The sequence below is a fragment of the Aquitalea sp. genome (assembly GCF_030150775.1).
Taxonomy (GTDB): Bacteria; Pseudomonadota; Gammaproteobacteria; order Burkholderiales; family Chromobacteriaceae; genus Aquitalea; species Aquitalea denitrificans.
In genome coordinates this window covers 1-26,935 of the sequence record NZ_JASLFG010000031.1, presented here as the reverse complement: position 1 = coordinate 26,935, position 26,935 = coordinate 1, and the positions used below count along the sequence as shown (strand labels likewise).

Annotated in this window: 24 protein-coding genes; 12 read left to right on the top strand and 12 right to left on the bottom strand. The window is 57.0% G+C overall.

Annotated features, from left to right (window positions below):
• Together QVF59_RS10450 and QVF59_RS10445 are read right to left on the bottom strand one after the other, a co-directional pair.
• Window positions 1–462: DUF3304 domain-containing protein (locus tag QVF59_RS10450; protein WP_287879565.1), on the bottom strand; the 462-nt coding region annotated here is incomplete at its 3' end.
• A 216-nt stretch (window positions 463–678) separates the two neighbouring features.
• The gene (locus QVF59_RS10445) at window positions 679–1,584 is read right to left on the bottom strand and encodes a LysR family transcriptional regulator (RefSeq protein WP_287879563.1); all 906 of its coding nucleotides are present in this window, start codon (window positions 1,582–1,584) and stop codon (window positions 679–681) included.
• Window positions 1,585–1,705: 121 nt separating this feature from the next.
• Between QVF59_RS10445 and QVF59_RS10440 the strand changes: the two genes are divergently transcribed.
• The 12 genes from QVF59_RS10440 to tpx all read left to right on the top strand — a co-directional run bounded on the left by QVF59_RS10440 (window position 1,706) and on the right by tpx (window position 15,557).
• Window positions 1,706–3,145, top strand: coding sequence for a M20 family metallopeptidase (locus QVF59_RS10440; protein WP_287879561.1), 1,440 nt, complete (start codon window positions 1,706–1,708; stop codon window positions 3,143–3,145).
• Entirely contained in the window at window positions 3,138–3,278 is a 141-nt protein-coding gene (locus QVF59_RS10435) for a hypothetical protein (protein WP_287879560.1), read from the top strand. Before QVF59_RS10440 ends, QVF59_RS10435 begins: the two co-directional genes overlap by 8 nt.
• Window positions 3,279–3,288: 10 nt before the next feature.
• On the top strand, window positions 3,289–4,416 hold the full coding sequence (locus QVF59_RS10430) for an MFS transporter (protein ID WP_287879557.1): 1,128 nt from the start codon (window positions 3,289–3,291) through the stop codon (window positions 4,414–4,416).
• A 107-nt stretch (window positions 4,417–4,523) separates the two neighbouring features.
• Window positions 4,524–5,807, top strand: a complete 1,284-nt coding sequence (locus QVF59_RS10425; protein ID WP_287879555.1) for a hypothetical protein — start codon at window positions 4,524–4,526, stop codon at window positions 5,805–5,807.
• Between the two features lie 3 nt (window positions 5,808–5,810).
• Window positions 5,811–6,581, top strand: a complete 771-nt coding sequence (locus QVF59_RS10420; RefSeq protein WP_287879553.1) for a hypothetical protein — start codon at window positions 5,811–5,813, stop codon at window positions 6,579–6,581.
• Complete coding sequence (locus tag QVF59_RS10415) at window positions 6,581–9,400, top strand: ATP-binding protein (RefSeq protein ID WP_287879551.1); 2,820 nt, start codon at window positions 6,581–6,583, stop codon at window positions 9,398–9,400. The genes QVF59_RS10420 and QVF59_RS10415 overlap by 1 nt, the downstream gene beginning before the upstream one ends.
• A 74-nt stretch (window positions 9,401–9,474) precedes the next feature.
• Window positions 9,475–10,704, top strand: coding sequence for a DUF2399 domain-containing protein (locus QVF59_RS10410; RefSeq protein ID WP_287879548.1), 1,230 nt, complete (start codon window positions 9,475–9,477; stop codon window positions 10,702–10,704).
• A gap of 80 nt (window positions 10,705–10,784) precedes the next feature.
• Window positions 10,785–11,648 (top strand): MBL fold metallo-hydrolase, encoded by an 864-nt coding sequence (locus QVF59_RS10405; protein WP_287879545.1) that lies wholly within the window; start codon window positions 10,785–10,787, stop codon window positions 11,646–11,648.
• Between the two features lie 871 nt (window positions 11,649–12,519).
• Window positions 12,520–13,422: a DMT family transporter gene (locus QVF59_RS10400; protein ID WP_287879542.1), complete on the top strand. Its 903-nt coding sequence runs from the start codon at window positions 12,520–12,522 to the stop codon at window positions 13,420–13,422.
• 42 nt (window positions 13,423–13,464) lie between these two features.
• Complete coding sequence (gene hisC, locus QVF59_RS10395; RefSeq protein ID WP_287879541.1) at window positions 13,465–14,523, top strand: histidinol-phosphate transaminase; 1,059 nt, start codon at window positions 13,465–13,467, stop codon at window positions 14,521–14,523.
• 37 nt (window positions 14,524–14,560) lie between these two features.
• Window positions 14,561–14,950, top strand: a complete 390-nt coding sequence (locus QVF59_RS10390; protein ID WP_045847912.1) for a carboxymuconolactone decarboxylase family protein — start codon at window positions 14,561–14,563, stop codon at window positions 14,948–14,950.
• A gap of 109 nt (window positions 14,951–15,059) precedes the next feature.
• Complete coding sequence (gene tpx / locus QVF59_RS10385; protein WP_287879536.1) at window positions 15,060–15,557, top strand: thiol peroxidase; 498 nt, start codon at window positions 15,060–15,062, stop codon at window positions 15,555–15,557.
• A 66-nt stretch (window positions 15,558–15,623) separates the two neighbouring features.
• On the opposite strand, the gene QVF59_RS10380 is transcribed toward tpx, so the two are convergent.
• The 10 genes from QVF59_RS10380 to QVF59_RS10335 all read right to left on the bottom strand — a co-directional run.
• The gene (locus QVF59_RS10380) at window positions 15,624–17,213 is read right to left on the bottom strand and encodes a methyl-accepting chemotaxis protein (protein WP_159874801.1); all 1,590 of its coding nucleotides are present in this window, start codon (window positions 17,211–17,213) and stop codon (window positions 15,624–15,626) included.
• Window positions 17,214–17,475: 262 nt separating this feature from the next.
• A complete protein-coding gene (locus QVF59_RS10375) occupies window positions 17,476–20,724 on the bottom strand; it encodes an ImcF-related family protein (RefSeq protein ID WP_287879534.1) in 3,249 nt (1,082 codons plus the stop codon).
• A gap of 159 nt (window positions 20,725–20,883) precedes the next feature.
• Window positions 20,884–21,372 (bottom strand): hypothetical protein, encoded by a 489-nt coding sequence (locus QVF59_RS10370; protein ID WP_287879532.1) that lies wholly within the window; start codon window positions 21,370–21,372, stop codon window positions 20,884–20,886.
• A 187-nt stretch (window positions 21,373–21,559) separates the two neighbouring features.
• Entirely contained in the window at window positions 21,560–22,048 is a 489-nt protein-coding gene (locus QVF59_RS10365; protein ID WP_287879529.1) for a hypothetical protein, read from the bottom strand.
• 41 nt (window positions 22,049–22,089) lie between these two features.
• Window positions 22,090–22,575: a hypothetical protein gene (locus tag QVF59_RS10360; RefSeq protein ID WP_287879527.1), complete on the bottom strand. Its 486-nt coding sequence runs from the start codon at window positions 22,573–22,575 to the stop codon at window positions 22,090–22,092.
• A 40-nt stretch (window positions 22,576–22,615) separates the two neighbouring features.
• Complete coding sequence (locus tag QVF59_RS10355; RefSeq protein WP_287879524.1) at window positions 22,616–23,035, bottom strand: hypothetical protein; 420 nt, start codon at window positions 23,033–23,035, stop codon at window positions 22,616–22,618.
• Window positions 23,005–23,733: a hypothetical protein gene (locus QVF59_RS10350; RefSeq protein ID WP_287879523.1), complete on the bottom strand. Its 729-nt coding sequence runs from the start codon at window positions 23,731–23,733 to the stop codon at window positions 23,005–23,007. The genes QVF59_RS10355 and QVF59_RS10350 overlap by 31 nt, the downstream gene beginning before the upstream one ends.
• On the bottom strand, window positions 23,726–24,175 hold the full coding sequence (locus QVF59_RS10345; protein ID WP_287879522.1) for a hypothetical protein: 450 nt from the start codon (window positions 24,173–24,175) through the stop codon (window positions 23,726–23,728). Before QVF59_RS10345 ends, QVF59_RS10350 begins: the two co-directional genes overlap by 8 nt.
• 2 nt (window positions 24,176–24,177) lie before the next feature.
• Window positions 24,178–26,466, bottom strand: a complete 2,289-nt coding sequence (locus tag QVF59_RS10340; protein WP_287879519.1) for a M23 family metallopeptidase — start codon at window positions 26,464–26,466, stop codon at window positions 24,178–24,180.
• 165 nt (window positions 26,467–26,631) lie between these two features.
• A partial coding sequence (locus tag QVF59_RS10335) for a DUF2345 domain-containing protein (protein ID WP_287879517.1) occupies window positions 26,632–26,935 on the bottom strand: 304 nt, incomplete at its 5' end.

Genomic DNA, 26,935 nt, shown 5'->3' with positions numbered 1-26,935 from the left:
GATGTAGCCGGATTCACGGCAATCAATCACCACTCTGACCTGATCACAAGGGAAGAAAACGAGTGCGATCCCGCAGGTATCGCCGTAGGGGGGGAGTTCCACCTGGGCGCTGAGGCGTTGGTAGGTGGCTCTTTTCTTTTTTATATACGCCCTAAATTCATCAGGATCCGTTGGGTAAAGCAGGGACGCATCAGGGTCTTTCACCCAGCGCACGGTGGCGATCATGCCGGGATACCACTTCTTTGGCAGGCTGGCGCAGCACACTTCACCTCCCCGGCCAGGCGCACCCATACGACCGATAAAGTCGAATTCAGCATCCAGAATGGTGTCCATCTTTCCGGTCAGGTCATACACCCGTACCGGTGCGCCGATCAGGCTGAAGGAGGATGAGCTGCCGGCACAGGCGGTCAGCAGGGCGAGCAGGCAGCTGGCCAGCAGCAGACGTCGCGGGGTTTGTGTCATTGGTGGGCTCCTGAGGGGTAGCTGGCCAATCGATTGCCCGGCACAGCAGGGGATGGGCAGTCTGGCAAGCAGCATGACATCGGCAATCATCAGCGGATGACAGATGATTGCCTATCAGAAGTGGTGGTGATTGGCGCTGGAAACTTCAGCGTTTTCAATAGCATGGCAGAGGAGCAGACAGTACCGTGGCAGCATCGCCGGTGCTTGTTGCGTGGCTCAGGCGTCCAGCGCGCTGTGTAACTGTTGCTGTAGCAACTGCAAGAACTGGCTGACGGCGGGGGGGAGTCGGCGTGCCTTCATGGTCATCAATTGCAGCTGTCTTTGCTGCAACAGTGGTTCGTCAATTCTTTTGGCTAGTAGTTGGTTACATTCCGGCTGTCCGTGAATGGCCAAGCGGCTGCCCAGGGCAATGGTGTCGGTGTGGGCGGCAAAGCGGTGCAGGGTGCTGGTGTGACCGCTGCTCAGCAGCGGGGTAAATACCTTGCCCTGAGCCGTGAAGCTCCATTCCAGCAATTGTCGTACCGTGTTGCCGCGCTCCAGGATGGCCAGCGGATAACGGGCCAGGTCGTCCAGGCTCAGCACTTCTTGGCTGGCCAGCGGATGGCCGGGGCGTAGCAGCGCACATACCGGCAGCGTATGGTGCAGCACGATTTCAATTTCATGGGTGCTGGCGATGGTAAAACCCAGGCCGATATCAGCCTCGCCGGTTTCCACCCAGTGGCAGACTTGTTCAGGGTTGCCGCTTTCGAGGATAAAGCGTGTTGCGGGGTATTGCTGGTGATATATCAGCATCACATCCGGCAAGACGCCATGGACAAAACCATCGGTGCAAGCCAGTCGTACCAGCCCTCCCGAGCTGGCATGTCGAGAGGAAATTTCTCCCAATACCAACTGGGCATCCAGCAAGGTGCGGCGTGCATGTTCCGCCAGCAATTGCCCAGCTTCGGTCAGCACCATGCCACGTGGCAGGCGTTCGAATAGCACGGTGCCTGTCTCTTGTTCCAGTTTAGTGATTTGCCGACTGATGGCGGATACCGCGACATGTAGTTCTTCTGATGCTGCGGCTAGTGATCCAGTACGTGCCACTTCGACGAAGTAGCGCAGAGCGATGCCATGTATCACCTTGATCTCCCTTGCTTTTTAGGCAATAAGCCTAGCTTTTTTTGCAATTGTCATTGCTGTTTTCCCGCTTCTAGACTGCGCAAGCCATCCCACCATATGTAATTCGCACCGGAGAAACCAGATGAGACAAGGGCAGGTTTTGCGTAGCCAGGCTATTGATACGGCTCAGGACTATTTCGATCACGGTGGTCTGTTAAGCGATGTACAGCGCCGGGTTGCTTTTCATACCGAAAGCCAGGAGCCGGGGCAGGCGGCAACCCACGTTGCCTATTTCCAGCAGGAGATCATTCCAACCTTGCAGCGTATGGGCTTTCACTGCCGGATACTGGACAACCCGGTGGCACCGTTGGCCCCTTTTCTGTTGGCTGAACGGCATGAGGACAACACCTTGCCCACGGTACTGAGCTATGGCCACGCGGATGTGGTACGCGGTGATGACGTACATTGGCATACGGGACGGAGTCCCTGGTGGGTGAGTGTAGAAGATGAGCGTTGGTATGGCCGGGGAACCGCTGATAACAAGGGTCAGCATTCGATCAACCTGGCCGCGCTGGAGGCAGTACTGCAAACCCGTGGTGGCCGGCTGGGCTTTAACAGCAAGTGGCTGTTTGAAAGCGGCGAGGAAATTGGCTCGCCCGGTTTGCGGGAAATTTGCCAGTCCGAACAGATGGCCTTGCAGGCAGATGTGTTCATTGCCTCGGACGGGCCGCGAGTAAGTGCCGGGCGGCCAACGCTGATTCTTGGCTCGCGTGGCAGTGTGCTGATTGAACTGCAGCTGCTGTTGCGCAAAAGCGGACATCATTCCGGTAATTGGGGTGGGGCGCTGCGCAACCCTGCGGTGCTGCTGTCTCATGCCATTGCTAGCCTGGTCAATGCGCACGGTGTGATCAATGTAGAAGGCTTGCGGCCACCACCCTTGGGTGCCGCAGTGCGCAACGCACTATCCGGCCTGACGCTGGCTGGCGAAGCAAACAGCCCGCAGGTAGATACCGACTGGGGCGAGCCGGGGCTGAGTCCTCTGGAACGTGTTATCGGCTGGAATACGCTGGAGGTGCTGGCATTGCAGGCAGGTGATGCCAACAAGCCGGTGAATGCCATCCCACCCACGGCCAAGGCGGTGTGCCAGTTGCGCTTTGTAGTGGGCACCGACTGGCGCAATACCCGGCAACATATCGTGTCGCATCTGCAGCGGCACGGGCTGGAGCATGTGCAGGTGCGCATTTTGTCCAGTGCTGCGGCCACCCGGCTGGCGTTGGACAATCCCTGGGTGCGGTGGACGCTGGACTCCATACAACTCAGCACCGACAAGCAGGCGGCGTTGCTGCCCAATCTGGGGGGCACGGTTCCCAACGATGCCTTTGCTGACATTCTGGGCCTGCCCACCCTGTGGCTGCCGCATTCTTATCCCGGCTGTGCCCAGCATGCTCCCAACGAACATCTGCTGGCACCCGTGGCGCGCGAGGCGCTGGGACTGATGGCGGGCATCTGGTGGGATCTGGGTGAGCAGGGCAGCCAGATCATTGCACAAGCCGCAGCGCACACAGGAGAAAATCATGTCTGAACGCAAACCACTCAGCCTGACGCAGATTGTGCTGGCCACCTCGATAGGCAATGCACTGGAATGGTTTGATATCGCCATCTATGCATTTTTTCGCCGTTTATATCGCCCACAATTTTTTCCCGGCGGGGAATGAAACCGCCTCCATGCTGCTGACCTTCGGCTCCTTCGGTGCCTCCTATCTGATCCGGCCCCTGGGCGGGGTGGTACTGGGCAGCTATGCCGACCGGCATGGCCGCAAGGCCGCGCTGCTGCTGACCGTGAGCCTGATGATGGTGGGCACCGCCATCATCGCCGTACTGCCCAGTTATGCGCAGATAGGTATTGCCGCTCCCATCGGTATTTTTCTGGCGCGGCTGATTCAGGGCTTTTCCGCGGGTGGCGAGTTTGGCGCGTCCACCGCCATGCTGATCGAGCATGCACCACACCGCCGTGGGTTTCTCGCCAGCTGGCAGTTTGCCACCCAGGGCTTGTCCACCTTGCTGGCGTCCTTGTTTGGCTACGGCTTGGTCAAGCTGCTGACGCAGGAGGAACTGCTGGCCTGGGGCTGGCGCATTCCCTTCTTTTTTGGTTTGCTGATTGGCCCGGTCGGCTTGTTGATGCGGCGCTATCTGGACGATGCCCCGAGTTTCAAGGAGGCCGAGCGCACCACCACGCCGGTGCGTGATGTCCTGCTAAGCCAGAAAAGCATGGTGCTGGCGGCCATCGGGGTGATTACCGTGTCCACCGCGGTCAATTACATGCTGCAATACGTGCCCACCTTTGCCATCCGCCAGCTGAAGATGGATGCTGCCACCGGCTTTGTCGCCAGCATGCTGGCAGGGGTGATCCTGACCGTGGTGACGCCGTTTTCCGGTTATTTATCTGACCGTATAGGGCGGCTGAAGCAGATGACCGTGGCCGGAGTGCTGTTTGCCCTCACCATCTACCCGGTGTTCCTGTATGTGTCGCATAGCGGCAGTGCCTGGGCGCTGTATGTGCTGGTGTGCTGGCTGGCCTTGCTCAAGTCCATTTACTTTGGTGCCCTGCCTGCGCTGATGTCGGAAATCTTCCCGCCTGCAACGCGTGCCACCGGCATGGCCATTGGCTATAACGTGGGCGTGACGGTGTTTGGCGGCTTTGCCCCGGCCATCATCGTGTGGCTGATCAGCGCCACCGGCAGCAATAATGCCCCCAGCTTTTACCTGATGTTCACCACCCTGATCAGCCTGGCAGCACTGGCTTATATCGCGCAAAGCCGGCGCACGCCGAAAGTGCAGCCGTCGGCAGCCTGAGCATGGGGGTGCATGCCGCGTGCCGGTGCGCACCCCAGCACATGCAAGATGCGTTGACTTACCCCCGTCCGGCCTTGGACAATCCGCTTTTGCTTCTTGATGCCGGAATGTCATTGGAATCGCTCGCCGACTTTTTCCAGCCGGGCATTGCGCCGGATTCGCTGTCTGCGGTCAATCGCCTGCAACAGGCCTGGCCGTATCTGTCCGTGTTTGTCACGCTGTTTCGCGGTGGCGACGAGGAGGTGCTGATGCGCCTCCTGGTGCTGCGCGAGCTGGGCAACCGTGCGGATGCCCCGCGCTGGACGCCGCAGGAAATCGCCCAGCGTTTTGCCTATCTCAACGACACCAAGCTGGCCACCATTCTGGGCCGCCTGCGCGAGGGCGAATTGCTGGTGTACGACAGCGATGGCGGCCAGTACCAGTTGTCCGAAGGCGCACGCGTGGCGCTGGCAGCACTGGCCACCTTGATTGACTTTGCCGGCGATGATGTCGAACTGGGCTATCTCACCAGCCAGGTGGCCGCCGGGCAGGCGGTGGGGCAGTTGTCCGACGACGCGCTCAAACACCTGCTGGCGCGCCTGAACGAGCTGTATGGCGAGTTTGAAGAAGCGCTGGAGTCGCAATCCGAATTCCGCATCCGCGCCGCCCAGCACCGGCTGGAAGCGGTATGGCGCTGGGTGGCCAAATCGACAGAAGTCATCCGCAGCCTCACCGCCGACGACACGCTCAGCCTGTCCGCCCTGAATCAGGCGCAGGCGGTGGCACTGGCACAAAGCCGCATGCTGGCGCTGGCCGGTACTTTCGAGCGCCGCTTGGCGCAGCTGGCCGCGCAGCGTGTGCATCTGGGCAGTTCCGGCCTCACCTCCACTGATATTGCCGACTGGCTGCGCCGTCAGGCAGTGGGCCAGCTGGCCGATCAACTGACCGGCTGCCTGTCCATCAACCCGGAACCGGCCTTCATCGCCACGCCGGAGCTGGCCGATATGGCGGAATTCGAGCTGTTGGCACGCGAGCGGGCCAAGGCCGGCAATACCACCTTGCCCGGCAGCGTGGCCGCGCCCCTGTCCGGCGAGCTGGAAGTGGAGCGCCTGTTTGCCGCCGAAGCCATGTACGACGAACTGCTGACCCTGGGACTGCAACTGGGCGAGAGCGGTGCCGACCACATTCCCATCCGGCAGGCGGTGCTGGCCGACAGCTACAACGAAACCGCCTATCGCCTGTCCTTGCTGTCCTTGATTGGCGACCCGGAAAGCCATGGCGATGCCAGCATCGTGGCGGCGCTGGCCAAATTGCCGTTCACCCTGCACGGTGGCGAAGCCGTGATTGAACCCGAACACCCGGAAGTCGCCACGCTGTCTGATGCGCGCCTGCTTCCCCATACCCCGAATTAAGCCATGGAACAGCAACTGAAAACCCTCACCGCCCGCCTGCTGGCGCACCGCGTGGTGCCGCGTGGCGACGCGCTGGCGCGCAAGGCGCTGCTGGATGACCTCTTCCGCCTGGAGCTGGACAAGCGGCTGGCCGATGTCGGCCTGCGGCTGGTGGAAAACCCCTATGCCGAGCACATCGCCGTCGCCCTGCTGCCGGAGATGACCGAGCCGGTATTCGGCAGCGGCGAAGCCTGGCTCAACAATAATCTGGGCCTGCCGCGCGATGGCGTGGCGCTGCTGGTGATCCTGTGGGCGCTGATCATCCTGCCCAAGCGCGAACGGCAGATTGCCCGCGTGGAAGCCGGGCGCGAAAACCAGAGCGATATGTTTGGCGCGCAAAAACCGCTGGAAACCGGCGAGGGCGTGTCCACCGGCGTGTCGGAAGACGCGCTGTATGCCGACTTCGGCAAGGCGCTGGGCGGCCGTACCCGCTTCAATGCCAATCTGGGCCGGCTGGTGAACCTGGGCTTTGTGGTACGCCGTAACAAATGGCTGGACGAAGGCCCGATGCTGGATTTGATGATCGACTACAGCCAGCTGGCACCGCGCATCATCGAAGGTGCGCTGTCCGAAGTGCTGGGCCAGCGCCGCAGCCAGGCCGCCGATGCGCTGGCCGACAAGACTGCCAGCGCCATTGCCCAGGCGGTACAGCCGACTGTGATGGATGATGGCTCCAGCCTGTTTGACACTGCCGAAGACGACCTACAAGCCCCCGCGCAAGAGGAAGACCACTGATGTTCCAGATGAAATCGGTAGAAATGGTGCACTGGGACTTCTGGCAACGGCTGGCGGTGCCGCTGGACGCGCAGATTGTCACCATCATCGGCCCCAATGGTTCGGGCAAAACCACCTTGCTGGATGCCATGCGTACCCTGCTGGCCATCAAGTGCTCCGGCAAGCGCGACTACAAGCGCTATGTGCGCAACAACCGCGAGCCGTTTGCCTACCTGCGCGGCGTGGTGGACAACCCGCGTCGCCCGTCTGGCGGCCTGTATCCCACCCCCTTCTTTCCCATCGTCAGCGATGCGGTGACGCTGCTGTGCCGCATCAAGAAGCAGGGCGGCGACTGGGTGCGGCATTACGCCATTCTGGATGGTGATGTGCCGCTGGAACTGGCCGAAGCGCAAGCGCAATGGCTGGGCGTGCAGGAATACCGTCGCCGGCTGGAGGTGGCCGGCCTCACCCCCGCCGTGGGCGAGGTGCTGGCGCTGGAGCAGGGCGATACCGACAAGCTGACCGAATACAGCCCCAAACAATTGCTGGACCTGGTATTCCAGGTATTCGGCGACAAGGACGTGCTGGACAACTACCAGCGCGCCCGTGACGAACAACGCGCCACCGAGCTGGAACTGGAAGCACTCACCCGGCAGGAAGAAGCACTGGAAGCGCGGGTGGAAACCATGAAAACCCGTGCCGGGCGCTATCTGGAATGGCGTCAGCTCAGCCAGACCATCCGCCGCCTGCAGGACGAAGCCCTGCCGGTACTGGGCTACCTGGATGGCAAGAGCGCGCTGGGCCAGACCTGGCAAAACTACCGCGCCGCCTATGGCCAGCTCAGCCGTACCCGCAACGAGCATCATGACACCCTGCAACTGGTGGCCAAGCTCAAGGCCGCCGAAGTGGCCGCTGGCGAAGCACGCCAGGCGGCCGAGCAGACCCGTTTGCAGGCGCAGGAGCAGTTCATGGCCGCCAAGGCCGAACACGCCAGCGTCAACGGCCAGCTGAAAGAGCGCGACCGCCTGCAAGCCCTGGCCAGCCGCGAATACGGTGCCGATGCCGCCGCGCTGTCCGACAAGCTGTCCGCCTTGCGTGGCGAGTCCGAACAGCTGAAAGACGGCCTGCGTGATTTGAACCGCCAGCGTATCGACCTGAAAAACCATGTCGAGGCGCTGGAGATAGGCCGTGGCCGTTCGCCGGAAGAAGTGCGCCAGTTCAAGGCCGCGCTGGATGAGGCCAATATCGGCCACGCCATGCTGTCCGACATCATTGAGGTGATGGACGCCGGCTGGCAGGGCGCGGTGGAAGCCATGCTGCGCCCGTACCGCCATGTGGTACTGCTGGAAAATCCGCAGCAAAAGGGTGAGGCCTGGCGCTTGGGCGAAAAACTGCGCTTCCGCCATTTTGTGGTGCCGGAGCGCAGCAGCCCGCCGCCGGCGCGCAAGGGCAGCCTGCTGGAAGTGATCCGCTTTTCTGCCAATGCCCCGGACTGGCTGTATCAGCAGTTGAACAAGGTCAGCCGGGTGGAAAACGCCCAGGCGGGCGCAGGCGTCGATGGCGACTGGATTACCCGCGACGGTTACTTCCGCGAACGACGCGGTGCGCGTCACATTGGGGTGGCCGCGCATGAATTCGCCTTTGGCGAAGGCGCACGCCAGTCGCGCTTGCTGGCACTGCGCGATGAACTGAAACAGATCAACGTGCGCATTCTGGCCGATGAAGAGCGGCTGGTAGCCAGCACGCGCGAAGCCGCTGGCCTGGCGGAGTATCTGGGCGGCATGGACGCCATCCGCCAGCTGGATAGCCGTGCCGAAGAATTTGCCGCACTGGCCGCCCGGCTGGACAGCCTGCAAGCACAGCAGCAGGAACTGGGCGCGCAACTGGCCGAAGCCAGTGCCACCAAGGATGCGGCAGACCAGCGCTACAGCGATGCGCGGCTGGAACACGACCGCATCTGCCAGCGCGAACAGGAAAGCCTGTCGCGCTACGACGGCAAGCGTCAGGAAGTGGAAAACAGCCGCCGCCAGCTGCGCCGCCTGCTGGCCGAACTGCGCGAGTGGGCCGAGCGTCTGCCCGCCGATGCCTTGGCCGCCGAGCATGTGGCCGCGCTGGAAGACGAGTACGAAAGCGCTGCCGATGCGCGCCATCAGCTGAATTACCTGCAAGAGCGGCTGCAAGGCGGCGAATGGGAAACCGACGAGTCAGTACTGGCGCTGCGCGACAAGCTGGCCGACGACCTGGCGCAAATCGACCGCGAACGCCAGCGCCGCCAGAGCGAGGTGGACCGCTCGCGCGAACTCACCGACGACGCCCGCGCCGCCTATATGGGCAAGCTGCGCGCCACGGTGCGGGCTTATGGTGCCAATATCAAGCGCCTGGGCGAACTGGCCGGCATCGGTGTGGATGTGGAACTGCCCACGCTGGAAAACGACGATGCGGCGCTGGCGCAGGCCGGGCTGACGCTGCGCTTCAACTTCGACCAGAAGGGCCTGATGGGCATGAACGACGGCGAGGCTTCCGGCGGCCAGCAGGTGATGAAATCGCTGATCCTGCTGATCGGCCTGATGATGGACGAGGCCAACCCGTCCGGTTTCGTGTTCATTGACGAACCCTTCGCCCACCTCGATATTTTCAACATCGACCGGGTAGCAGGCTTCCTCAAGGCTACCGAGGCGCAGTATCTGATCACCACGCCCAACACGCATAACATCAATATCTTTGCGCCATCCGAACTGACGCTGGCCACCCGCAAGAAGCGGCCGGGCGAGCAGTGGGCCCCGCCCATCCTGCAAACCCGCCGCCGGGTGGATGCACCGCAGTCCGACTCACAGGCCTGATGTTGCTGCCGGGCGGGGAAACTTGTTTCCGTCCGGCGGTCTACTCCTTTCACCCTTTACTCTGGCAGAACCCCATGTCCAGCTGGCTTGCCCGTATTTCCCCGGAACTGGTGGAGCGCCTGCCCATTGGTGCGCGCGGCCATCATCTGCTGCTACAACCCACTCTGGCCCCCACGCCCTTGCTGCTGCCACAGGCCGATCAGGCCCTGCTGCAGCGCTGGCTGGCCTTGCGCGTGATGCGCCAGCGCTGGACCAGCCTGCTGGCGCAAAGTGGCGATGCGGCCCAGGCCGAAGACCTGCTGCGCCGCCTGCTGGAGTGCGGCTGGTGCGAGGTGGAGCTGCATGCCGAACCCGACCGCCTGGGGCAGTGGGAGCCGTTCTGGGTGAGCTGGCGCGAGGTGTACCAGTTGCGCAGCCTGATCGGCCTGCCGGATGCTGATGCGCGCGACGAAGTGGTGCAGCTATGGCGTGGTTGGCAGCCGCAAAATCCGCAGCTGCAAACCCTGGCCGACAGCCTTACCCAGCGCGTGCAGTCTTCCACGCTGGAGCGGCGGCTGAAGATTGCCCAGGGGCTGGATAGCTGGCTATCTGCAGGGTTGTGGGGTACCGAGCGGCAGTTTTCCCAGTATGCACTGGGGCGCAGCAAGGCCTTTGGCGAGGCCGACCGGCGTTGGCTGGCCGAGTTTGGCATTGCGCTGGAAGCCTGCGGCATCTCGCGCCATACCCCGCATGTTTTCCTGTCCGGCCCGCTGGAACTGCATGCCGGCGGTCAGTTGCTGCTGTCCGCTTCCTTGTTGCAAAGCGGACTGGCATTGGCTCCGGAAGCCCTGTTGCAGGTAGATGCAGTGCGTGGCCAACTGCAAATGGTGCGGGTGGTGGAAAACCTCAGTGTGTTTGAAGTACTGACCCAGCAGGCCGAAGCGGTGTTGAACATCTGGGTGCCAGGCTATCCGCACCGGCGCTGGCTGGCGGCGGTGGGCCATCTGCTGGCGCTGCTGCGCCTGCCGGTACAGGTAGCTTGCGATCTGGACCCATCCGGCGTGGCCATTGCCCTGCAAGTGGGCGATCTGGCTGGCAAGGCCGGCTGTGCCTGGCAGCCCTGGCGCATGCAGGCCGATGACCTGACCCTAGCCTGTGGCGGCCAGCCCTTGAAAGAAGACGACCAGCAAGCGCTGGCACGGCTGGCACGACTGCCTTTGCCACCGATGTTGGCTGATCTGTGTGCCGGTATGCTGGAGCGGCAGCTCAAGGTGGAGCAGGAAGCCTTGTTCATCGGCCATGCCGGAGAAACTGCCGTCGGCTAGTGCGGCCCTGCCGCGCAGTGGGTGACAATACCGAGCGCTTGCTTGATAATCAGCTGTATCGATCATCAAGTGGAGCGCCCATGCGTACCCTGACATCCTTGCTTGGCAATTCCCAGAAACTGGACGGCGGTGCCATGTTCGGCAATGCACCGCGTGCCATGTGGAGCCAATGGCTGACTCCGGACGAGGCGCACCGGGTTCCGCTGGCTTGCCGCTGTTTGCTGGTGCGCGAGGATGATGGCCGCCGCATTCTGCTGGAAGCCGGTATCGGTGCCTTCTTTGCGCCGGAACTCAAAGCCCGCTATGGTGTGGTGGAAGACGGCCATGTGCTGCTGGACAATCTGGCCGCCGCCGGTTGCAGCCACGAAGACATCGACGTGGTGATTCTGTCCCACCTGCATTTCGACCATGTCGGCGGCCTGCTGGCCGCCTGGGATGGCGGCCCGGCGCGCTTGCTGTTCCCCAAGGCGCAATTCGTGGTCAGCCGCACTGCCTGGCAGCGTGCCAAGGAGCCGCATGCGCGTGACCGCGCGTCTTTCATTCCCGAACTGATTAGCTTGCTGGAAAACAGTGGCCGGCTGGTGCTGAGCGACGGCGAAACACCGGACTGCCTGCCAGCGGATTACCGCTTCCACCTGAGCGATGGTCACACCCCGGGCATGCTATTGACTGAAATCCCGCTGGAAGACGGGCCGCTGGTGTACGCCGCCGATCTCATCCCCGGTGCACCCTGGGTGCATGTGCCCATCACCATGGGCTATGACCGTTTCCCTGAACAGCTCACCGACGAAAAGCGCCAACTGCTGGAGAATCTGCTGGCCAGGCAAGGGCGGCTGTTTTTCACGCATGACCCGCAGCATGCCATGGCCTGGGTCAACCGCGACGCCAAAGGCCGCTTCCATGCTGCGAATCATCTGGCCAGGCTGACTGCGCTGGCGCGCTGACTGTGGCATTTGTTTAACATTCTTGACAGCGGAAAGTGGCTGCTTGCTGGACGTAAACATGGCATGCCCGTGCCGGGGCAGCGTGTTTTTCGTGATGGATAATTGGAGCAAGTCTTTGTATTGTTTGATCAAATAATACGACAATGCTATTGATATTTACAGCTAAGTTATTGTTTATATGATTGTATACAATATTGTTTGATCAATTTGTTATGCTCGTACTGAACAAAATCATCGACAGCGTCCCATGTCCCGCTTATGCTGCTAGGCAGATTAATACTGATGCACACCGCCCGGAACGGGGTGGTGCGCCATGTTGCTTGCAACATGTTTGCATGTGTTGATGGGGAATACATCTCGTGGGGGATGTCGTTGACCGGGGCTGCGGCTCCGGTTTTTTTTTGCCTTGAGGGCTGAGATTTTTGTCTGGATACGTGTCATCACGCCCATTCACACAATGCGGTGAGACGACGTGAGGCGACCTAACCCCCGTGGCGCGCGCCGCGATGTTTACATGGCGGGGCTGCCCGCCGTGCAGGCAGGGGAGCTGCGTCGCCAGCTCCCCTGCACCCCTAGGCGACCCCGGGTTGCGCGAATTCCCGCTGTATCCGGGCCGGGCAAGGCGCCGCCGAACTCGCCATTCGCTAGCGTCGAATGGCTCAAACAGGGCGGCGGCTTAAAACCTTGCCCAATCCCGGCTTCAGCGGCGCGCGCCACGGGGAGGGGTAGCGTGCAAGGTGGGTGATTGCCATGAGCCATATACAGCGTAAAGCCAGCCAGGTCTTGTCTGCAGCAGGCTGTTCAGTTTGAATGAAATGTCGCACCGCAAAACAGTTGCCAGCCTTCCGCCCGGCATGGCATGGTTGAAACCATGAATTCACCACGTTCTTCCAACACTGCCGCTTACTGTCTGCTTACCCTGGCCGCCCTGTTCTGGGCTGGTAACTTCGTATTGGGCCGTGCCGTACACGCCAGCATTCCTCCGCTGACCCTGGCTTTTGGCCGCTGGCTGATTGCGCTGCTGGTGCTGCTGCCTGTCGGCCTCAAACCCATGCTGGCGCAGCGCCAGCTGTGGCAGCCGCACTGGCGACGCATCATCCTGCTGGCCTTGCTGGGCATTGCCAGTTTCAATTCGCTGGTTTACTTAGGTTTGCAATCCACCAGCGCCACCAATGGTGTGCTGCTCAATTCCTTCATTCCCATCCTGATCGTGCTGCTGGGGGCGCTGTTTTTCCACCTGCCGCTTAATCGTGGTCAGCTGGCTGCGGTGTTGCTGTCCTTTGCCGGGGTGTTGCTGCTGGTGGCGCATGGCGAACCGGCACGCTTGCTGACGCTGGATATCAACCATGGCGATGCGCTGGTGTTCTGCGCCATGCTGGCCTGGGCTGTCTATACACTGCTGCTGCGTGGCCTGCCCGCCGGGCTGGATCGGCTGGGCTTGCTGACCCTGTTGGTGGCCATCGGCCTGCTGGCCATCCTGCCGCTGTTCTTGCTGGAATATGCCCAGGGGCGGCGAGCGGTGCTGAATGTCACCACGCTGGCCAGTTTTGCTTACGTCGGCACCCTGCCCTCGGTGCTGGCTTATCATTTTTACAATCAGGGCGTGGCGCGGGTTGGTGCGGCGCGGGCCGGCAGTTTCATTCATCTGATGCCGGCCTTTGGTGCCGTGTTGTCCATGTTATTGCTAGGTGAGGCCATTCATGGTTATCACCTGCTGGGGATTGCTGCCATTCTGGGTGGCGTGTTGCTGTCGGCGCGCAGCGCAGGACGTTAATGTATGCAGGCTGCGCTGGGCGTGGCCGGGAAAGGTTGAATCATGAGTCGTTTCTGGAGTCCGGTGGTGCATCAGCTCACCCCCTATGTGCCGGGCGAGCAGCCCAAGCTGGATACGCTGATCAAGCTTAATACCAATGAAAACCCCTACGGGCCGTCGCCCAAGGTGCTGGCGGCCATCCGTGCTGCCACCGACGACAGCCTGCGCCTGTATCCGGACCCGAGCGGCGAAAAGCTGAAAGATGCCATTGCCGGCTACCACGGTGTCAGCCGCCCGCAGGTGTTTGTGGGCAACAGCTCGGACGAGGTGCTGGGCATTGTGTTCCAGGCGCTGCTCAAGCACGAACAGCCCTTGCTGATGCCGGACATCAGCTATGGTTTTTATCCGGTGTATTGCGGCCTGTTCGGCATCGAAGCGCGTCAGGTGCCGCTGGATGACAGCCTGTCCATCCGGGTGGAGGACTACCGCCAGCCCTGCGGCGGGGTGATTCTGGCCAATCCGAATGCGCCCACCGGCCGCCTGCTGCCGTTGTCCGCCATCCGCCAGCTGCTGGATGACCATCCCGACCAGGTGGTGGTGATCGATGAAGCCTATGTCGATTTTGGTGGTGAAACTGCCATCGCGCTGGTGAATGACTATCCCAACCTGCTGGTGGTGCACACCCTGTCCAAATCGCGTTCGCTGGCCGGGCTGCGTGTGGGCTATGCGGTGGGCGATGCCACGCTGATCGAGGCACTGGAGCGGGTGAAAAACAGTTTCAACGCCTACCCGCTGGACCGGCTGGCGCTGGCCGGGGCGGTGGCGTCGTTCGAAGACGACGACTACTTCCGTCACACCTGCCAGGCGGTGATGCGCACACGCGAACAACTGACCGTGCAATTGCAGGCGCTGGGCTTTGAAGTACTGCCCTCGGCGGCCAATTTCGTGTTTGCCCGCCACCCGCAGCACGACGCGGCCATGCTGGCCACCGGCTTGCGCCAGCAGGCGGTGATCGTGCGCCACTTCACCGCGCCGCGCATCAACCAGTACCTGCGCATCAGCATCGGCACCGATGCCGAATGCACGCGGCTGGTGCAAGTGCTGGGCAGCCTGTTGTCCTGAACATCCGACTTCATTACTAGCCACGAAAGGAGCAGACATGAGCGAGCAAGACCGCGCCGCCGGCAAGGCCCGCCGCACCCAGGTGATGGGCGAGGCCTTTGTCGAAAGGGCGATGAGCAATCTGGATGGCTTTTCCGCCCCCTTGCAGGACTGGCTGAACGAACATGCCTGGGGCAGCACCTGGCAGCGCGAGGGGCTGGACCTGAAAACCCGTAGCCTGATCACCTGCGCCATGCTGGCGGCGCTGGGGCGCAGCACCGAGCTGAAAGGCCATGTGCGCGGTGCCATTAATAATGGTGCCAGCCTGGTGGAAATCCGCGAGGTGCTGTTGCACAGTGCCGTCTATGGCGGCGCACCGGCGGCGGTGGAGGCTTTCCGCAGCGCGCGCGAAGTACTGAACGAGCTGGGACTCAAACTGGAAGAATAGACTGACTGGCAGCAGGGTTGATTTTCTGCCGCCAGGCCCCACACTGAGTGCATCTCCACCCCCGGCGGCCGGTCGCAGCATTGGCCGCCTTTGCTTGAAGGACATGAAGATGGCATCTGTAACCCTGCGCGGTAACCCGGTTGAAGTGGCAGGTACCCTGCCGGTCAAGGGCGACAAGGCCCCGGCCCTGACGCTGACCAATGGTGATCTGGCTGACGTGACCCTGGCTGATTTCGCTGGCAAGAAGAAAATCGTCAACATCTTCCCCAGCGTGGACACCCCGACTTGCGCCACTTCGGTACGCAAGTTCAACGAAAAAGCCGCTGGCAAGGCCGACACCGTGGTGCTGTGCGTCTCTGCTGACCTGCCGTTTGCACAAAAGCGTTTCTGCGGTGCCGAAGGCATCGAGAACGTGGTGAACCTGTCCACCTTCCGCAATGCCGACTTCCTGCAAGCCTGGGGCGTGAAGCTGGCTTCCGGCCCGCTGGCCGGCCTGACTGCCCGTGCCGTGGTGGTACTGGATGCCGACAACGCCGTGCTGCACAGCGAGCTGGTAGCCGAAATCGGCAGCGAACCCAACTACGACGCCGCGCTGGCGGTGCTGTAAGCAGCCTGTACAGGAGTAGTAAATGATAACGGCAGCCCACGGGCTGCCGTTTTAGCATCGGGTGTTTTATTGTTGTGGCTGCAGCCGGAACCAACTGAGTGCCTGAGTCAGCACGCCGGCTGACTCGGCCATCTGGCGCATTACCGGATTGGCATCACGCATCTGCTCGTCGATGCTGCTGGCCAGGTGAGCCAGTTCAAAACCATGCTGGCGGATACTATTGCCGGCTTCGCTCTGCTGCTGGCGTACATGGCTGATCTGCCCCATCAACTGGTCCAGTTCGGCCAGCGCCTGATCCACGCCGGACAGTGCCGCGTCCAGTGCCTGCTGGGCATGCTGGTTGTCATGACTGGCCTTGCCGGCGGTATCGATGGCATCGCCCAGCGACTGTTTTACGGTTTCTACCTTGGCCAGGCTGTCGAAAATGCGCGAAGTGGCACTGGCCGTGCGCTCGGACAGCTTGCGCACCTCATCGGCCACCACGGCAAAACCACGGCCCTGTTCGCCCGCCCGCGCTGCCTCGATGGCGGCGTTGAGCGCCAGCAGATTAGTCTGGTCGGCCACATCGCGAATCAGGGTGCTGATCTGGGCAATGTCGCCAATCGACTGGTTCAGCTGCTGCATCTCCTGCATGGCCGAATCAATGCGCCCGGCCAGATCCTGCATGGCAGTGGCATTGGCACTGCCCAGCTGGCGAGCCTGCTCGGTGCGTTGCAGCGCCTGTTGCGAACCGGCTTCGGCCTGGGCGATGAACTGCGCTACGCTGTCTGCCTGGCTGGCAATCTGTGCCGCTGCTTCGTTGCTCAGATTGGCCTTGCCGCTTTGCAGGCGGCTGGCGTCAGCGGCCTGGCTGGTGATCAATTGTAGTTGCTGGCTGTCACGCTGGTTGCGGCTGGCATGCTGATGCACATTGGCCAGCAGCTCGCTCAGCCGCTCCAGAAAACGGTTGATGCGGGCCGCCATTTGCGCCAGCTCGTCTTTCCCCTGTTCTGGCAGGCGTGCTGCCAGATTGCCTTCACTCAGCGCATCCACCGCACGGCCCATGGCTTCCATCTGCAGCTTGAGGCGGCGTGCCAGCGCCAGTTGGATCAGCACTACCGCCACGCTGGCCAGCAACAGCGGCCCCAGAATGTAAAAGGCCAGTTGCTGCAGCATGGCATGCATGGCTGATTCTTCGGCTGCCTGACTGCGGCTGGCATGGGCCAGCTGCTTGTCCAGCAGTGTCACCAGCGGCACCAGGCTTTGCTGATAGGCCTGCTCGGGAATGGACAAGGCGTCCTGCGGTGCGCTTTCGGCAATCGTCAGTGCGCTTTCCAGATTGCGGGTGTATTGCTGCCACAGCTGATTGCTTTGTTCCTGGAATGGCTTGGCTTCGGCCTCTGGCAGGGCGCTGGCAATCTGGCCACTCAGTTGTTGCACTTGCTGTTTGACCTGTTGCAAGTGCTTGGCGGTGTCCGGCTGCAGCGGATCGGCACGGGACAGGCTGAGCACACTGGCCTTGAACTGGTACAGATTGGCTGACAGTTGCTGATGCTGGCTGTAGTCGTCCACATGCCGGGTAAGGGAGAACAATTGCTGGCTGGTTACGGCCAGTACGATCAGCAGGCTGGCTACGGTAAACAGGACGGTCAGCCATAAACGCTTGATAAGAGACATGAATGCGGCTTCTGCACGATGATGCTGCGCAGTGTAGACCCCGCGAATGACAGTTCCATGACATGACTTAATGCCAAATGCTTAGAGTTGCCTGTGAAGTCACTGCATCATTTACAAGCGGATCTTGGTAATCCGGGCTGGGTACAAGCAATGCGGCATCGGTCGCCGTCATGCGCAAGAGACTGGCATCAGGAATACGGCGAGGCCGCAAGCCAGCCAGCGTGGGGATGCCGTGCCGCATTGCTCTGGCCGGTTAACGGAATCAGCGCGTGGCGCTCATGTTCTCTCTGGTGGCCGTGGGCGGCCCGGGCAAGGCAAATACCCGTGACGGCAGCTTGAATTGCAACAGCTTGAGCAAGGCCAGTGGCCCCTCGCTGGCGCTTGTGCGCAGGATATAGCGCGCGGTCAAACCATCAGGCAGGGCAAAATCCAGTTGAAAGCGGGCTTTGTCCAGTTGCTCTACCTTGGCCTTTGCCAACAGGCGGATAAAGGCCCAGCGGCCATTGAATTCCAGGGTTTGTTGCGTCCCGGTGCTGAGCGACTGCCACTGCAAGCGGGTGCCGGTATTCTGGCCTGTCGCCGGCCAATGCATGGCTAGCCACGTTTCACGCTGGTTGAAGTACTTTAATTCCTGGCCGTCAATGAAGAGTGTTGTTTCGATCAGCCCGGGCATGGCAACAGGGCGCAGGTCAAACTGGTAACTGGCATCACCTTCGGCATACAGCAAGCTGGACAGATGACTCAGCATATTCACGGCATTGAGGAAATTGGCATCGAAGGGTGCTGCATTCACCAGAGTAGGGCTGGGAAGCCACTGATCGCCTTCTTGTACCAGCGCACCGGCGAGTGTGTTGCCCAGGAAGCGGGCAATCGCCCCTTGTTCCGGTGCCAGAAAGCCGGTGAGGACCGGGATGGAGGCTTCGTTGTCCGTGGCATTGAAGGGGAAGCGCCCGGCAACTTTACTGCCCCACGGCAAGAAGACGCTGCGCTGCCACAAATCATTGATGTCAAAGGCCGCAGGCAACATCACCACCTGATTTGCGCTATCCAGTGGGCTGACAAACAACTGTTGTGCAAAGCCAGCCCATTCCGCCCCCATGCTTGCCGCCAGCATGGCAGCGTAGTTCTGGCCATGGGCCAGCGCATTCTGTTCGCCTTTGAACAGCGCCTGTGCCAACTGCCGCGACGCGGCATCAGGATTGGGCGAGGAGGCCAGCTGCTGCAGTTTCAGCCGCACCGAGGTGACGGATTCCAGATAGCGCGCCAGGCTGAGCGTGTTGTTGCCCTTGCCATCATCCGGGGCCGTCAACTGTAACAAGGGGCCAAAGGCACTTGCTAGCGGATCACTGCGTGCAGGATCTTGCGTGGCTGCCTTGTCGGTGGATTTGCCCACCAGTGCGCGGGTTTTGTCGAGCAAGTCACGTGCCAGGGATTTTTCGGTGGCACCGGCCTGCCCCTGATACTGAATCATATGCATCAAGGCCAGCAGGGGTGAGCGTTGTGGATCGGCGTAAGTGCTCAATTGCGCCACGGCACCGGGCAAAGAGTTGGCGGATTGCCAGTGCATTCCGTTCAGCCAGGCTTGCCAGGCGGCGGTGTAGTCGGTGAAATAGCGTTGCTGCAGCCGGGTTTTAAGCAGGCTGCCTTCGCTGCGTGCGGCTTCTGCCCCCATCACCCATAGCGCCTCGCCGCCTTGTTTTGGATCGGCAGCATCAATCGCTGCATTCACATAGCCTTCCCATGCTTCGCGGGTGTAAGCCCCAGAGATGGTGCCGGGCAGCAGAAACAGGCCACGGCTGTCTACACCAGGTAACAGGCTGCTGGCGGTGCGGGCCGGATATTTCTCGCCAGCCTGCTGCAGGATGGACTGGTAAATCGTCTCGTCGCCATGCTCCACCCCATTGAGGCCAAGCAGTGTCTGGCGCGCACCTGCTACGACCGTTGGCAAGGCCGCCAGCTTCCATTCCGGGTGTGTCGCCAGATGCTGCGCATAAAACTGCAGGATTTGCGCATGCGCCTGATCGTTGAATCCACTACGTTGGCGTAGTTGATCCGACAGGAATGCCGCTTGCGTGCGCGACGGTGTATCCAGCATCAAATAAGCTTTCAGGCTGTCAAACCCCACCTTGCTGGCCAGCGCAATCGCCTCGCCACCGCCGGACAGCGGCAGCTTGTTCAGCTTAAGCAAAATGCGCTGGATATCCTGTTGTGCAGGCGTAATCACCCACTGCCGGGCAGCCTTGCCGTAAGCCGCAAACAGCGGTGCCTGCACCCTGTCATTCAGGTTCAGGCCAAAGCGCGACAGCAGCGGAATACCCGCGTTGGCTTGCTGCGACAGCTGCTGCAATAACTGTTGGGTGCTCAGCAAGGCTGGCAAGGCCTGCCGGATGGTGCGGGCGGCATTCAGCTGGGCGATGCGGGCCTGGGCGTCCATCACCAGGGTGTGATTGTGCACGGCGGACACCCCCACGCCCACCGCCAGCAGCAGTGACAGGGCACACACAAGCCAGCCGATGTGGTCGGTCAGCGCAAGACGATGGCGGCGTGGTGCACATTGCACACAATCCTCCACCACATGCCCTGCAATATGCGATAAGTCAGCACCGGCAATCCACGCCAGGCGAATGATGTGCTGTCCGTCTGGCAGGTGGCGGCTGATCTGCGCCAGGGATTCGGCCAGATCATCAATCACGCCGGGCTGATCCAGCGCAGCGGAAAAGGCCAGTGTGGCAGGGCCCTTATGCGCCAGCAATGCCGCCTGTCCGTCAATGGCGCTCTGCCAGACCAACTGGCGCAAGTCGGCCCGCGTATGTACAGCATCGCCGGGTTGGGTCAGCACGCAGGAAATGCCTTGCTCCGGCACGGTCCAGCCGGTAAGGGCAAGGCAGACCGGCAGCCGCCACTGACAGCGCGCATTCAAATCCAGTAGCTGCTGCAGCTGCACACTCCCGGTTTTGGGCAATGCGTCCGCCACCAGGGTGATGGCATCCAGCGGCACACGCCAACGGCCACGCAAACGGGCGAGGAGCTTTGCTGGCTGCTCCGGGGTGACGCGCAGCAGCAAGGCATCCGGGCTATCCAGCCAGAGTGGTGCCGGGGCCTGGTCGACATCCGCCAGGCTGGATACCGCCTTCTCCGGCAATAGCGTTGCCACCCATGGCTTGATGCTGCGCCATTTGCCCGGGTACTGATGGCGCATGTATTGCAGGACGGAATCCAGGCCGTCCGACCTGTCATCCATAGCGGTGTTGGCACGGTGAAAGCCAGGAGCCGACAACGCAGCAGGCCCCCGGATCAGCAGCAGTAACCAGACAAACACCGCCAGGGTTGGCAGTAACACGGCCCAGAAGAAAAGACTGGTTTGCAACAAGAAGCCATCCGTCGGCCCCTGAAACAGCGTTTTGCCATACAACCAGACCAGCAACAGCGCCAGTGCTCCAATTGCAAACAGGATGAGGGGTATCCAGTAAACGCGGCGCGGGGTAGGGGAAGAGCTTGGCAGGCTGGTCATGGCGATGGCTTCTCACGTTTGGCAATGCAATTCAAAGGACATTCACGCTTACACACGGTCAGCGCTGGCGGAGTTATTGCAAATCAAGATGTGGTTTGAGTGACTACTGGCCGGCCTATGCGCCCTGCCTTTGTCGTTATTGGTGGAAAACGCTGGGCGTTATTTGCTTTCATCACCATCCAGTAAATCTGATTTGGACCAATCGCACAGACTGGCAGGTGGGCTAGCCTTAGCCGCGCCTGAATCAGGGAAGAAGAAATATTCCTTGGGCCCTTCTCTATGGACATAGTTAAAAACAGATAGGCCATCACCATACAAGTAAAATGAATAAAAGCCGGTCATTTTTTTATTCACTATTTCATCGTATACATAGCGATAGTTTTTAAACTTCTCCCCCTTTAGTGTAATGTTTTTATGGTTGGAATATTTCAAGCGGATTTTAGCCCCATTATTGTATTGCACATAAGCATCGCGGCGTGGGCTCTGCGGCAGGGTTAGGCTGATAAAAATGGGCTTTTTATCTCCCATGGCAGAAAAACAGTAGGTGTTGGTTCCATTGATTCTGTTTTCTGAAGTGGCTGGTGGCACAGATGCATGCGCCGTGGTGGCAATAAGGGCGCTTGCTAGGCCTGTGAGTTTTCTTAACATGGCAGTCCTTAATAAATAAATTGCACAAATCAAAACCAATACTTCACACAGTCACGCTTAACGATTTATTTAACAAACTAGGTTTTTCCGTTTGCATGCGGTGCAATAGCAAAATGAAAGACAGCTGTGTTGGTTGATTTTTTTGATACGGATGTCATTTTTGTGTTTAGATTGTTATCTAACATATTTAGTTATTTTCTTCTTCTGATAATAGATTCGACTTGGACCAGTCGCATGCAACGCCAGGTATTCCTGAATTACTAGCTTCTAGGTCCAGTCTGAGGGAATACGATTGACTTTTTTTCTTGGGGCGATATTCAAGAGCTGGTGTGTCTCCTCTATACCAAGTGTAAGTGTAGTATCCAGTCATTTTATTGTTCATCATTTCGGCGTAAGTGTGTGACTGACTATCATTGCCTGCTCCTGTCATGTCTACATACTCAGGATATAGATATTTAAGGCGAAATACGGTGCCATTGTTATGCTTAGCATAGCCACCAAGCCGTTTGTCATTAAATAGAACCAAGGTGGTGAATATGAATTCTTTTTTTTCTCGTGATGAATAGCAAGTGGCACCAAGTTTATCAATTTCCATTGTTGGATTTTCCTGGCTTTGGGCTGCATGGGCTGTAATGGCAAACAGGAAGGTGGCTGCGATGGTTAATCTTCTTGGCATGAGCGTCTTTGTTTCTATATTTAAATAATTATTCAGTGTGTTTAATTACTTTCTTCTTCTGATAGTCGACTTGATTTGGACCAGTCGCATGCAGTGTCAGGTATTTCTGAATCTTCTGCGCCTGAGTCGAATCCGAGAAAATATGGTTTATTTTTTTTCTTGGAGTGGTATTTAAGCTTTGGCGAGTCTCCTCTATACCAAGTGTAAGTGTAGTATCCAGATATTTTATTGTTCATCATTTCAGCATAGGTGTGTGATTCGGTATCATTGCCTGCTCCTGTCATGTCTACATATTCTGGGTATAGATATCTAAGGTGAATGATAGGGCCGTTATTGTGTTGTACAAAGCCGCCTAGGTGCCTGTCATCAAATAGGCCAAAGGTAATAAATATGAATTCATTCTTTTCTCGTGATGAATAGCAGTCGTGGCGAATTTTATCTATTTCTGCGGTTGGATTTTCCTGACTATTAGCTGAGAAGCTCGCTAGCACCACAAAAAAGCATGTCAGGTGTGTAATTATTTTCATATGCATATCCTTTAAATTGGTTATGATGTTTATGTGATATCTAAGGTCTTTGTAGAAAATAGGGTAAGTTGAGCGAGTGGGTGGTTTTGACGTATTTCTTTTTTTCAATCCCATTTTCATCTTTAATTTTTTCTTTTTCGCTATTCCTACGCCAGATAAAGTTGATGTTTACACTGTCTTTGGGTGGGATGGCATCATGTAAAATCCATTTGCAATATTCTAAAGCTTGAAGTCTTAGCTCAAGTCCGTTGGTATATTGATCAAGAACCCAACCATTGACACCTTTGCTGACCTCAACGCCGTCCTTAATCGCGCTGCCCGGATCACACAGGGAGTGCATGCGGGTGATTTTTTTTGATTGTTTACTGATCCAGTAAAAGCCACTGCTATCGATGCAGCCAAATACATTATTGGTTGATGAGAAGGTATTTATTTTAATTGAGGAAATAGAGCTCGGCATTTCTTATTGCTATCTGGTCCATTGAAAATCACCTGCTTCCAATGAGTGGTTTCAAATACACCAGGGTAGGCACCTTTCTTGCAGGAGATGGACCTTGCCAGTGGTGCCAGATATTTCCCATCGCTGGAAAATATTGCACTATCTGATGGAGTCGCAAATGCAAATTTCGCCATATCGCGAGATGATCGCATTTTGTAAAAAAATGGCTTTTGATAAATATTAATAGGCTGCATCTTTGTTTTTTCATTTATATTAATAGCTTCAATTAAATAGTCATTAAGAACCGAAATACCATGCAGTTGATTGATATCGTAATCTGGTAGTATGTATCTCACTAATAGATTTTTATTAAAATTTACATCTTGTAAGCGTCCTTCTATATATGAAAGTGAAATGTAGTTATTGCAAGATAGTAATCTTAATATGCTTATAAATGATGATGCTGAAGGAATTAGAAAGTAACCATCAGAACTGAGTTTTGGTGTGTAATTTTCAAATGTATTAACACCGCTAAGTTGGCATGTCTTTCCGTTTATTTCCACGGATACTCCAAAATATCCGTCGTTAATTGTATTTATTTTCTCAATACTTGCGCCTGTAGTGGTTGATATTTTTATTCTTGTTGAACCAGAAGTAGTGTTTGCTTGAATAAAAATAATTGATAGGAAGATAATTTTGCAATATCTAATATTATTCATATTGTTCATTAAATATAAAAGTTAAATTCTCTGTTTTGTGAAAGGCATTATCGCATCCTTCTGCATATCCGGGTTCGGATGAAGCATTATCATCAAATTCTGTTTTTTTTCCTGTTTTGTATGATTTGTAAGACATGCTCAGAAGATATTTGTTTTGATATTGCCATGTATATATTCCTGTTATTTCTCCATTAATTTTTTCATGAAATAATTTTGTGGTTATTTCAAAATTTCCATGATTAAGATCGTGATTTATTTTTACAAGATGGATAGGAATTTTTTCCTGAGAAGCATTCGAATACATTGCCCATCCATCGCTTCCAGAAACTTTCATTTTTAAATATACTGGTGCGCCTTTTTGTGTTTTGCGTACAAAACATAGCTCATCTGCTATGGCATGAGTAGAAGTCATTAATATTAGATATAAAATTAAAAATTGCATTTTTACATTCTTTGCATGACAGGTCTGATCGGGATGCTGTGATGTGTTAAAACAAAACGCTCTCTTTCTTTTCCCGTTTTTTGATCGGTATGTTTTTCTTTTTTAGACGATTTCCTCCAATCAAATTCAAGCATGTAATCCGTTTGAGGAATTAAGTAATCATTGAATATCCATAGCTCGTATACTAAAGATGATAAGCGCCCATCAAGACCATTTAAATTTTGCAATGAAACATCTCCATTTACAAGCTTGCTAATTTCAATGCAATCGTTGATAGAAAAACCCCTATCTAGTAAGCGGTGCCCGTTTCTCATTGCCATATAAAATCCACCACTGTCTGCGCAACCAAATTTATTTACAGACATTGGAACTCTCCATCCATTATATTTGGCAATTTCTACATCTGGATTCCATGTTAAATTTTCAAAAATAGGCGGAATATAATTCGAGGGTGGAAATTTTATAAAATTTCCATATTTCTCATAAGTTTCTTTAAGTGTTAGTTGTATTATTCCTCTTCCATACCAAGGCGCATATTTTGCATCTGGTCCATTAATTTCTGCCATTAGCTTAAAGTTATCTGTCTCTGGTATGCTCTGGGATAGGAAGTGAAATAATCTTGGCCTGGTGTCTGATATTCCATATTTCTTTAAACTGGCATTGATTATTTTTGCCCATTCTGTTGCTAATTGAAAAGCATTATTCCAACTTGTCTTTATGTCTAAAAATTCTGTTTTATTTAGATGCTTCCTTTCTCGAGGTATTGATTGCGCAAACTCAAACTCCGACAGCCAATTACATTTCCTGAAATGCAGGATGAACTCCCTGGGGTTGAAGAACCAGACATCTTCCGTTATCGCGCCCTGGTAAAATGCCTTGCTGGCATTGTCTACAGTAGGTAGACAAGCACTGGGGGATTTATTGTTGTTGTCGACGAATCGCTGCCAGAAGCAGGCTTTGTCCAGGTCGTCCATTAATTTCTGGAATTTGCTATTGTCTAGTGGTATGGGGTTGAGCGGGGATGCCACTTTGCGCCATTGTTGGCGCACTGCCTTCTTTGCTTTGTCCCATTCGCTGGGAATTTTGCAAATCATCTTTGATAGTTTGCTACTGACAGCCGGGTCAGTTAACGCCCGTTGCAATGCGGCTACGTTTCTCTCGCTGCCCGCTGGATACAGTAGTGAATGAATAATTTTGCTATCACACAGGCCGTTATCAACCGGATCATCATCGATGAGGGTCCAGTCTGCCCAGTCCGGGAAATCGCCATCACTAAATACGGTAATGGGCTTTGCGCCCTGGGCGGGTGCGGCATTGAGATTGACCCAGGCCAGGCCCTGTGGTGTGTCAATTTGATGCCAGTGTGGAATGTCATGGCCAATTTTCTGGGTGTTGACCTCATCAATGATGCGGCCAAATTTCAGCATTTCATAAATTGCGCTGGGGGCGATTTTTTTATACTGTTCGCCCATCTTGACTGCTCGGTCATAGAGCTTGTATTCGTATGCCTGGTAGAATTTGCTGTCTTTTACGCTGTGTGGGATGCTGATGTATTGATTGTCTTGTAATAACTTGCTGCTTATCGTGACTTCTCCCTTTTCAAATTTGATGGTGACGTATAAATCTGTCGTACTCGGTATTGGATTTTTGAGGGTGGATGCGCTGTAGTCTGGCGCTGTCGCCTGGAAATATAAGGGAGTGCCTGCCGGGATGTAGTAGTGGGTATCGCCGTAAACAATGTTTTTCCGGCCGGATTTGGCGAGATTCAGCTTGCCGGTGCTGCGGCCAGTGATTTTCTTTACATTTGCGCCGCTGCAAAAGATTTCAAAATGGATGCCGCTATTGTCTGCCACGTTACCGACATGGCCAATCAGGTCTTTTCTATAGACTGGGCTTCCCTTGGCGTAGGCTGTTTTGATTGCGTCATTGATGACTTGCAGGTGTTGATAGCAGGAGTAATACACAATGCAGCCTTCTGCCTCGCTGCCAATTTGGGTTTCATGTCTGATGACAACCAGGCCGTTGGAGTTGGCGTGCTCACTGAGGTCTGTTCCTTTGTCCTCGGCGTAATACATGACGGCACCGTCGGCAATGGCCCATACGGCGTTGTTGTCCCCCGATCCGACAAAGCCGGTAATGTGCAGGCCGGGGTGCCATTGGCCGGATTTCCCTACTGGAAATCCGCCCCTGTCGCGATTGGGCATCATGCTTTCCAACCATGCACGATCTTCTTTTTGGGTGGTGGCTTGTGCTTGTGCTGGCTTTAGTAGTACGGGTGGTCCGATTAACATGGTTGGTCCTTGCACTTAGAGCCGCTAACAAAAACCCTGCTGCTGCGTTGCGCCTCCTTGCCGTACCCTTGTACTGTCGGCGTCGGCACGCCTTGCCCCAGGGACGCTACGCTATTTTGTTAGCCGCTCTTATTGAATAATGAGCTGGTGGATAATCAATACCCTTTATTCCGAGTAGTTCTCATCAAGGCTTAATTCGGTTTTGGGGAATGCGCTGACTGGATTAGCCAGCCCCGCCTTCCCCTCATTACTCAGCATGCCGTGCAGCTTGATATCCCCAAACACTTCGACCCCCTTGGCGCTGATGCGGATGCCATGGCCGCCGGCTGCCAGTTCGATGCTGTCGTGCCCGGCCACGCTGATGTGCTGGTTGCTGTTCAGCCGCAGTGCTTTGGCGGCGGACACCGCCAGCGGGCCGCCTTGTGCCTGGATATCCACGCTGCCCTGGTTGGCATACAGACGTGCGCCG

Bases quoted from the DNA above. Each gene is read 5' to 3' on its own strand.
- QVF59_RS10365 (WP_287879529.1), bottom strand. From the start codon at position 22,048: ATGCCAAGAAGATTAACCATCGCAGCCACCTTCCTGTTTGCCATTACA.
- tpx (WP_287879536.1), top strand. From the start codon at position 15,060: ATGGCATCTGTAACCCTGCGCGGTAACCCGGTTGAAGTGGCAGGTACC.
- QVF59_RS10390 (WP_045847912.1), top strand. From the start codon at position 14,561: ATGAGCGAGCAAGACCGCGCCGCCGGCAAGGCCCGCCGCACCCAGGTG.
- QVF59_RS10430 (WP_287879557.1), top strand. From the start codon at position 3,289: ATGCTGCTGACCTTCGGCTCCTTCGGTGCCTCCTATCTGATCCGGCCC.
- QVF59_RS10405 (WP_287879545.1), top strand. From the start codon at position 10,785: ATGCGTACCCTGACATCCTTGCTTGGCAATTCCCAGAAACTGGACGGC.
- QVF59_RS10425 (WP_287879555.1), top strand. From the start codon at position 4,524: ATGTCATTGGAATCGCTCGCCGACTTTTTCCAGCCGGGCATTGCGCCG.
- QVF59_RS10440 (WP_287879561.1), top strand. From the start codon at position 1,706: ATGAGACAAGGGCAGGTTTTGCGTAGCCAGGCTATTGATACGGCTCAG.
- QVF59_RS10350 (WP_287879523.1), bottom strand. From the start codon at position 23,733: ATGAATAATATTAGATATTGCAAAATTATCTTCCTATCAATTATTTTT.
- QVF59_RS10420 (WP_287879553.1), top strand. From the start codon at position 5,811: ATGGAACAGCAACTGAAAACCCTCACCGCCCGCCTGCTGGCGCACCGC.
- QVF59_RS10415 (WP_287879551.1), top strand. From the start codon at position 6,581: ATGTTCCAGATGAAATCGGTAGAAATGGTGCACTGGGACTTCTGGCAA.
- QVF59_RS10360 (WP_287879527.1), bottom strand. From the start codon at position 22,575: ATGAAAATAATTACACACCTGACATGCTTTTTTGTGGTGCTAGCGAGC.
- QVF59_RS10370 (WP_287879532.1), bottom strand. From the start codon at position 21,372: ATGTTAAGAAAACTCACAGGCCTAGCAAGCGCCCTTATTGCCACCACG.
- QVF59_RS10375 (WP_287879534.1), bottom strand. From the start codon at position 20,724: ATGACCAGCCTGCCAAGCTCTTCCCCTACCCCGCGCCGCGTTTACTGG.
- QVF59_RS10345 (WP_287879522.1), bottom strand. From the start codon at position 24,175: ATGCAATTTTTAATTTTATATCTAATATTAATGACTTCTACTCATGCC.
- QVF59_RS10435 (WP_287879560.1), top strand. From the start codon at position 3,138: ATGTCTGAACGCAAACCACTCAGCCTGACGCAGATTGTGCTGGCCACC.
- QVF59_RS10410 (WP_287879548.1), top strand. From the start codon at position 9,475: ATGTCCAGCTGGCTTGCCCGTATTTCCCCGGAACTGGTGGAGCGCCTG.
- QVF59_RS10340 (WP_287879519.1), bottom strand. From the start codon at position 26,466: ATGTTAATCGGACCACCCGTACTACTAAAGCCAGCACAAGCACAAGCC.
- QVF59_RS10355 (WP_287879524.1), bottom strand. From the start codon at position 23,035: ATGCCGAGCTCTATTTCCTCAATTAAAATAAATACCTTCTCATCAACC.
- hisC (WP_287879541.1), top strand. From the start codon at position 13,465: ATGAGTCGTTTCTGGAGTCCGGTGGTGCATCAGCTCACCCCCTATGTG.
- QVF59_RS10380 (WP_159874801.1), bottom strand. From the start codon at position 17,213: ATGTCTCTTATCAAGCGTTTATGGCTGACCGTCCTGTTTACCGTAGCC.
- QVF59_RS10400 (WP_287879542.1), top strand. From the start codon at position 12,520: ATGAATTCACCACGTTCTTCCAACACTGCCGCTTACTGTCTGCTTACC.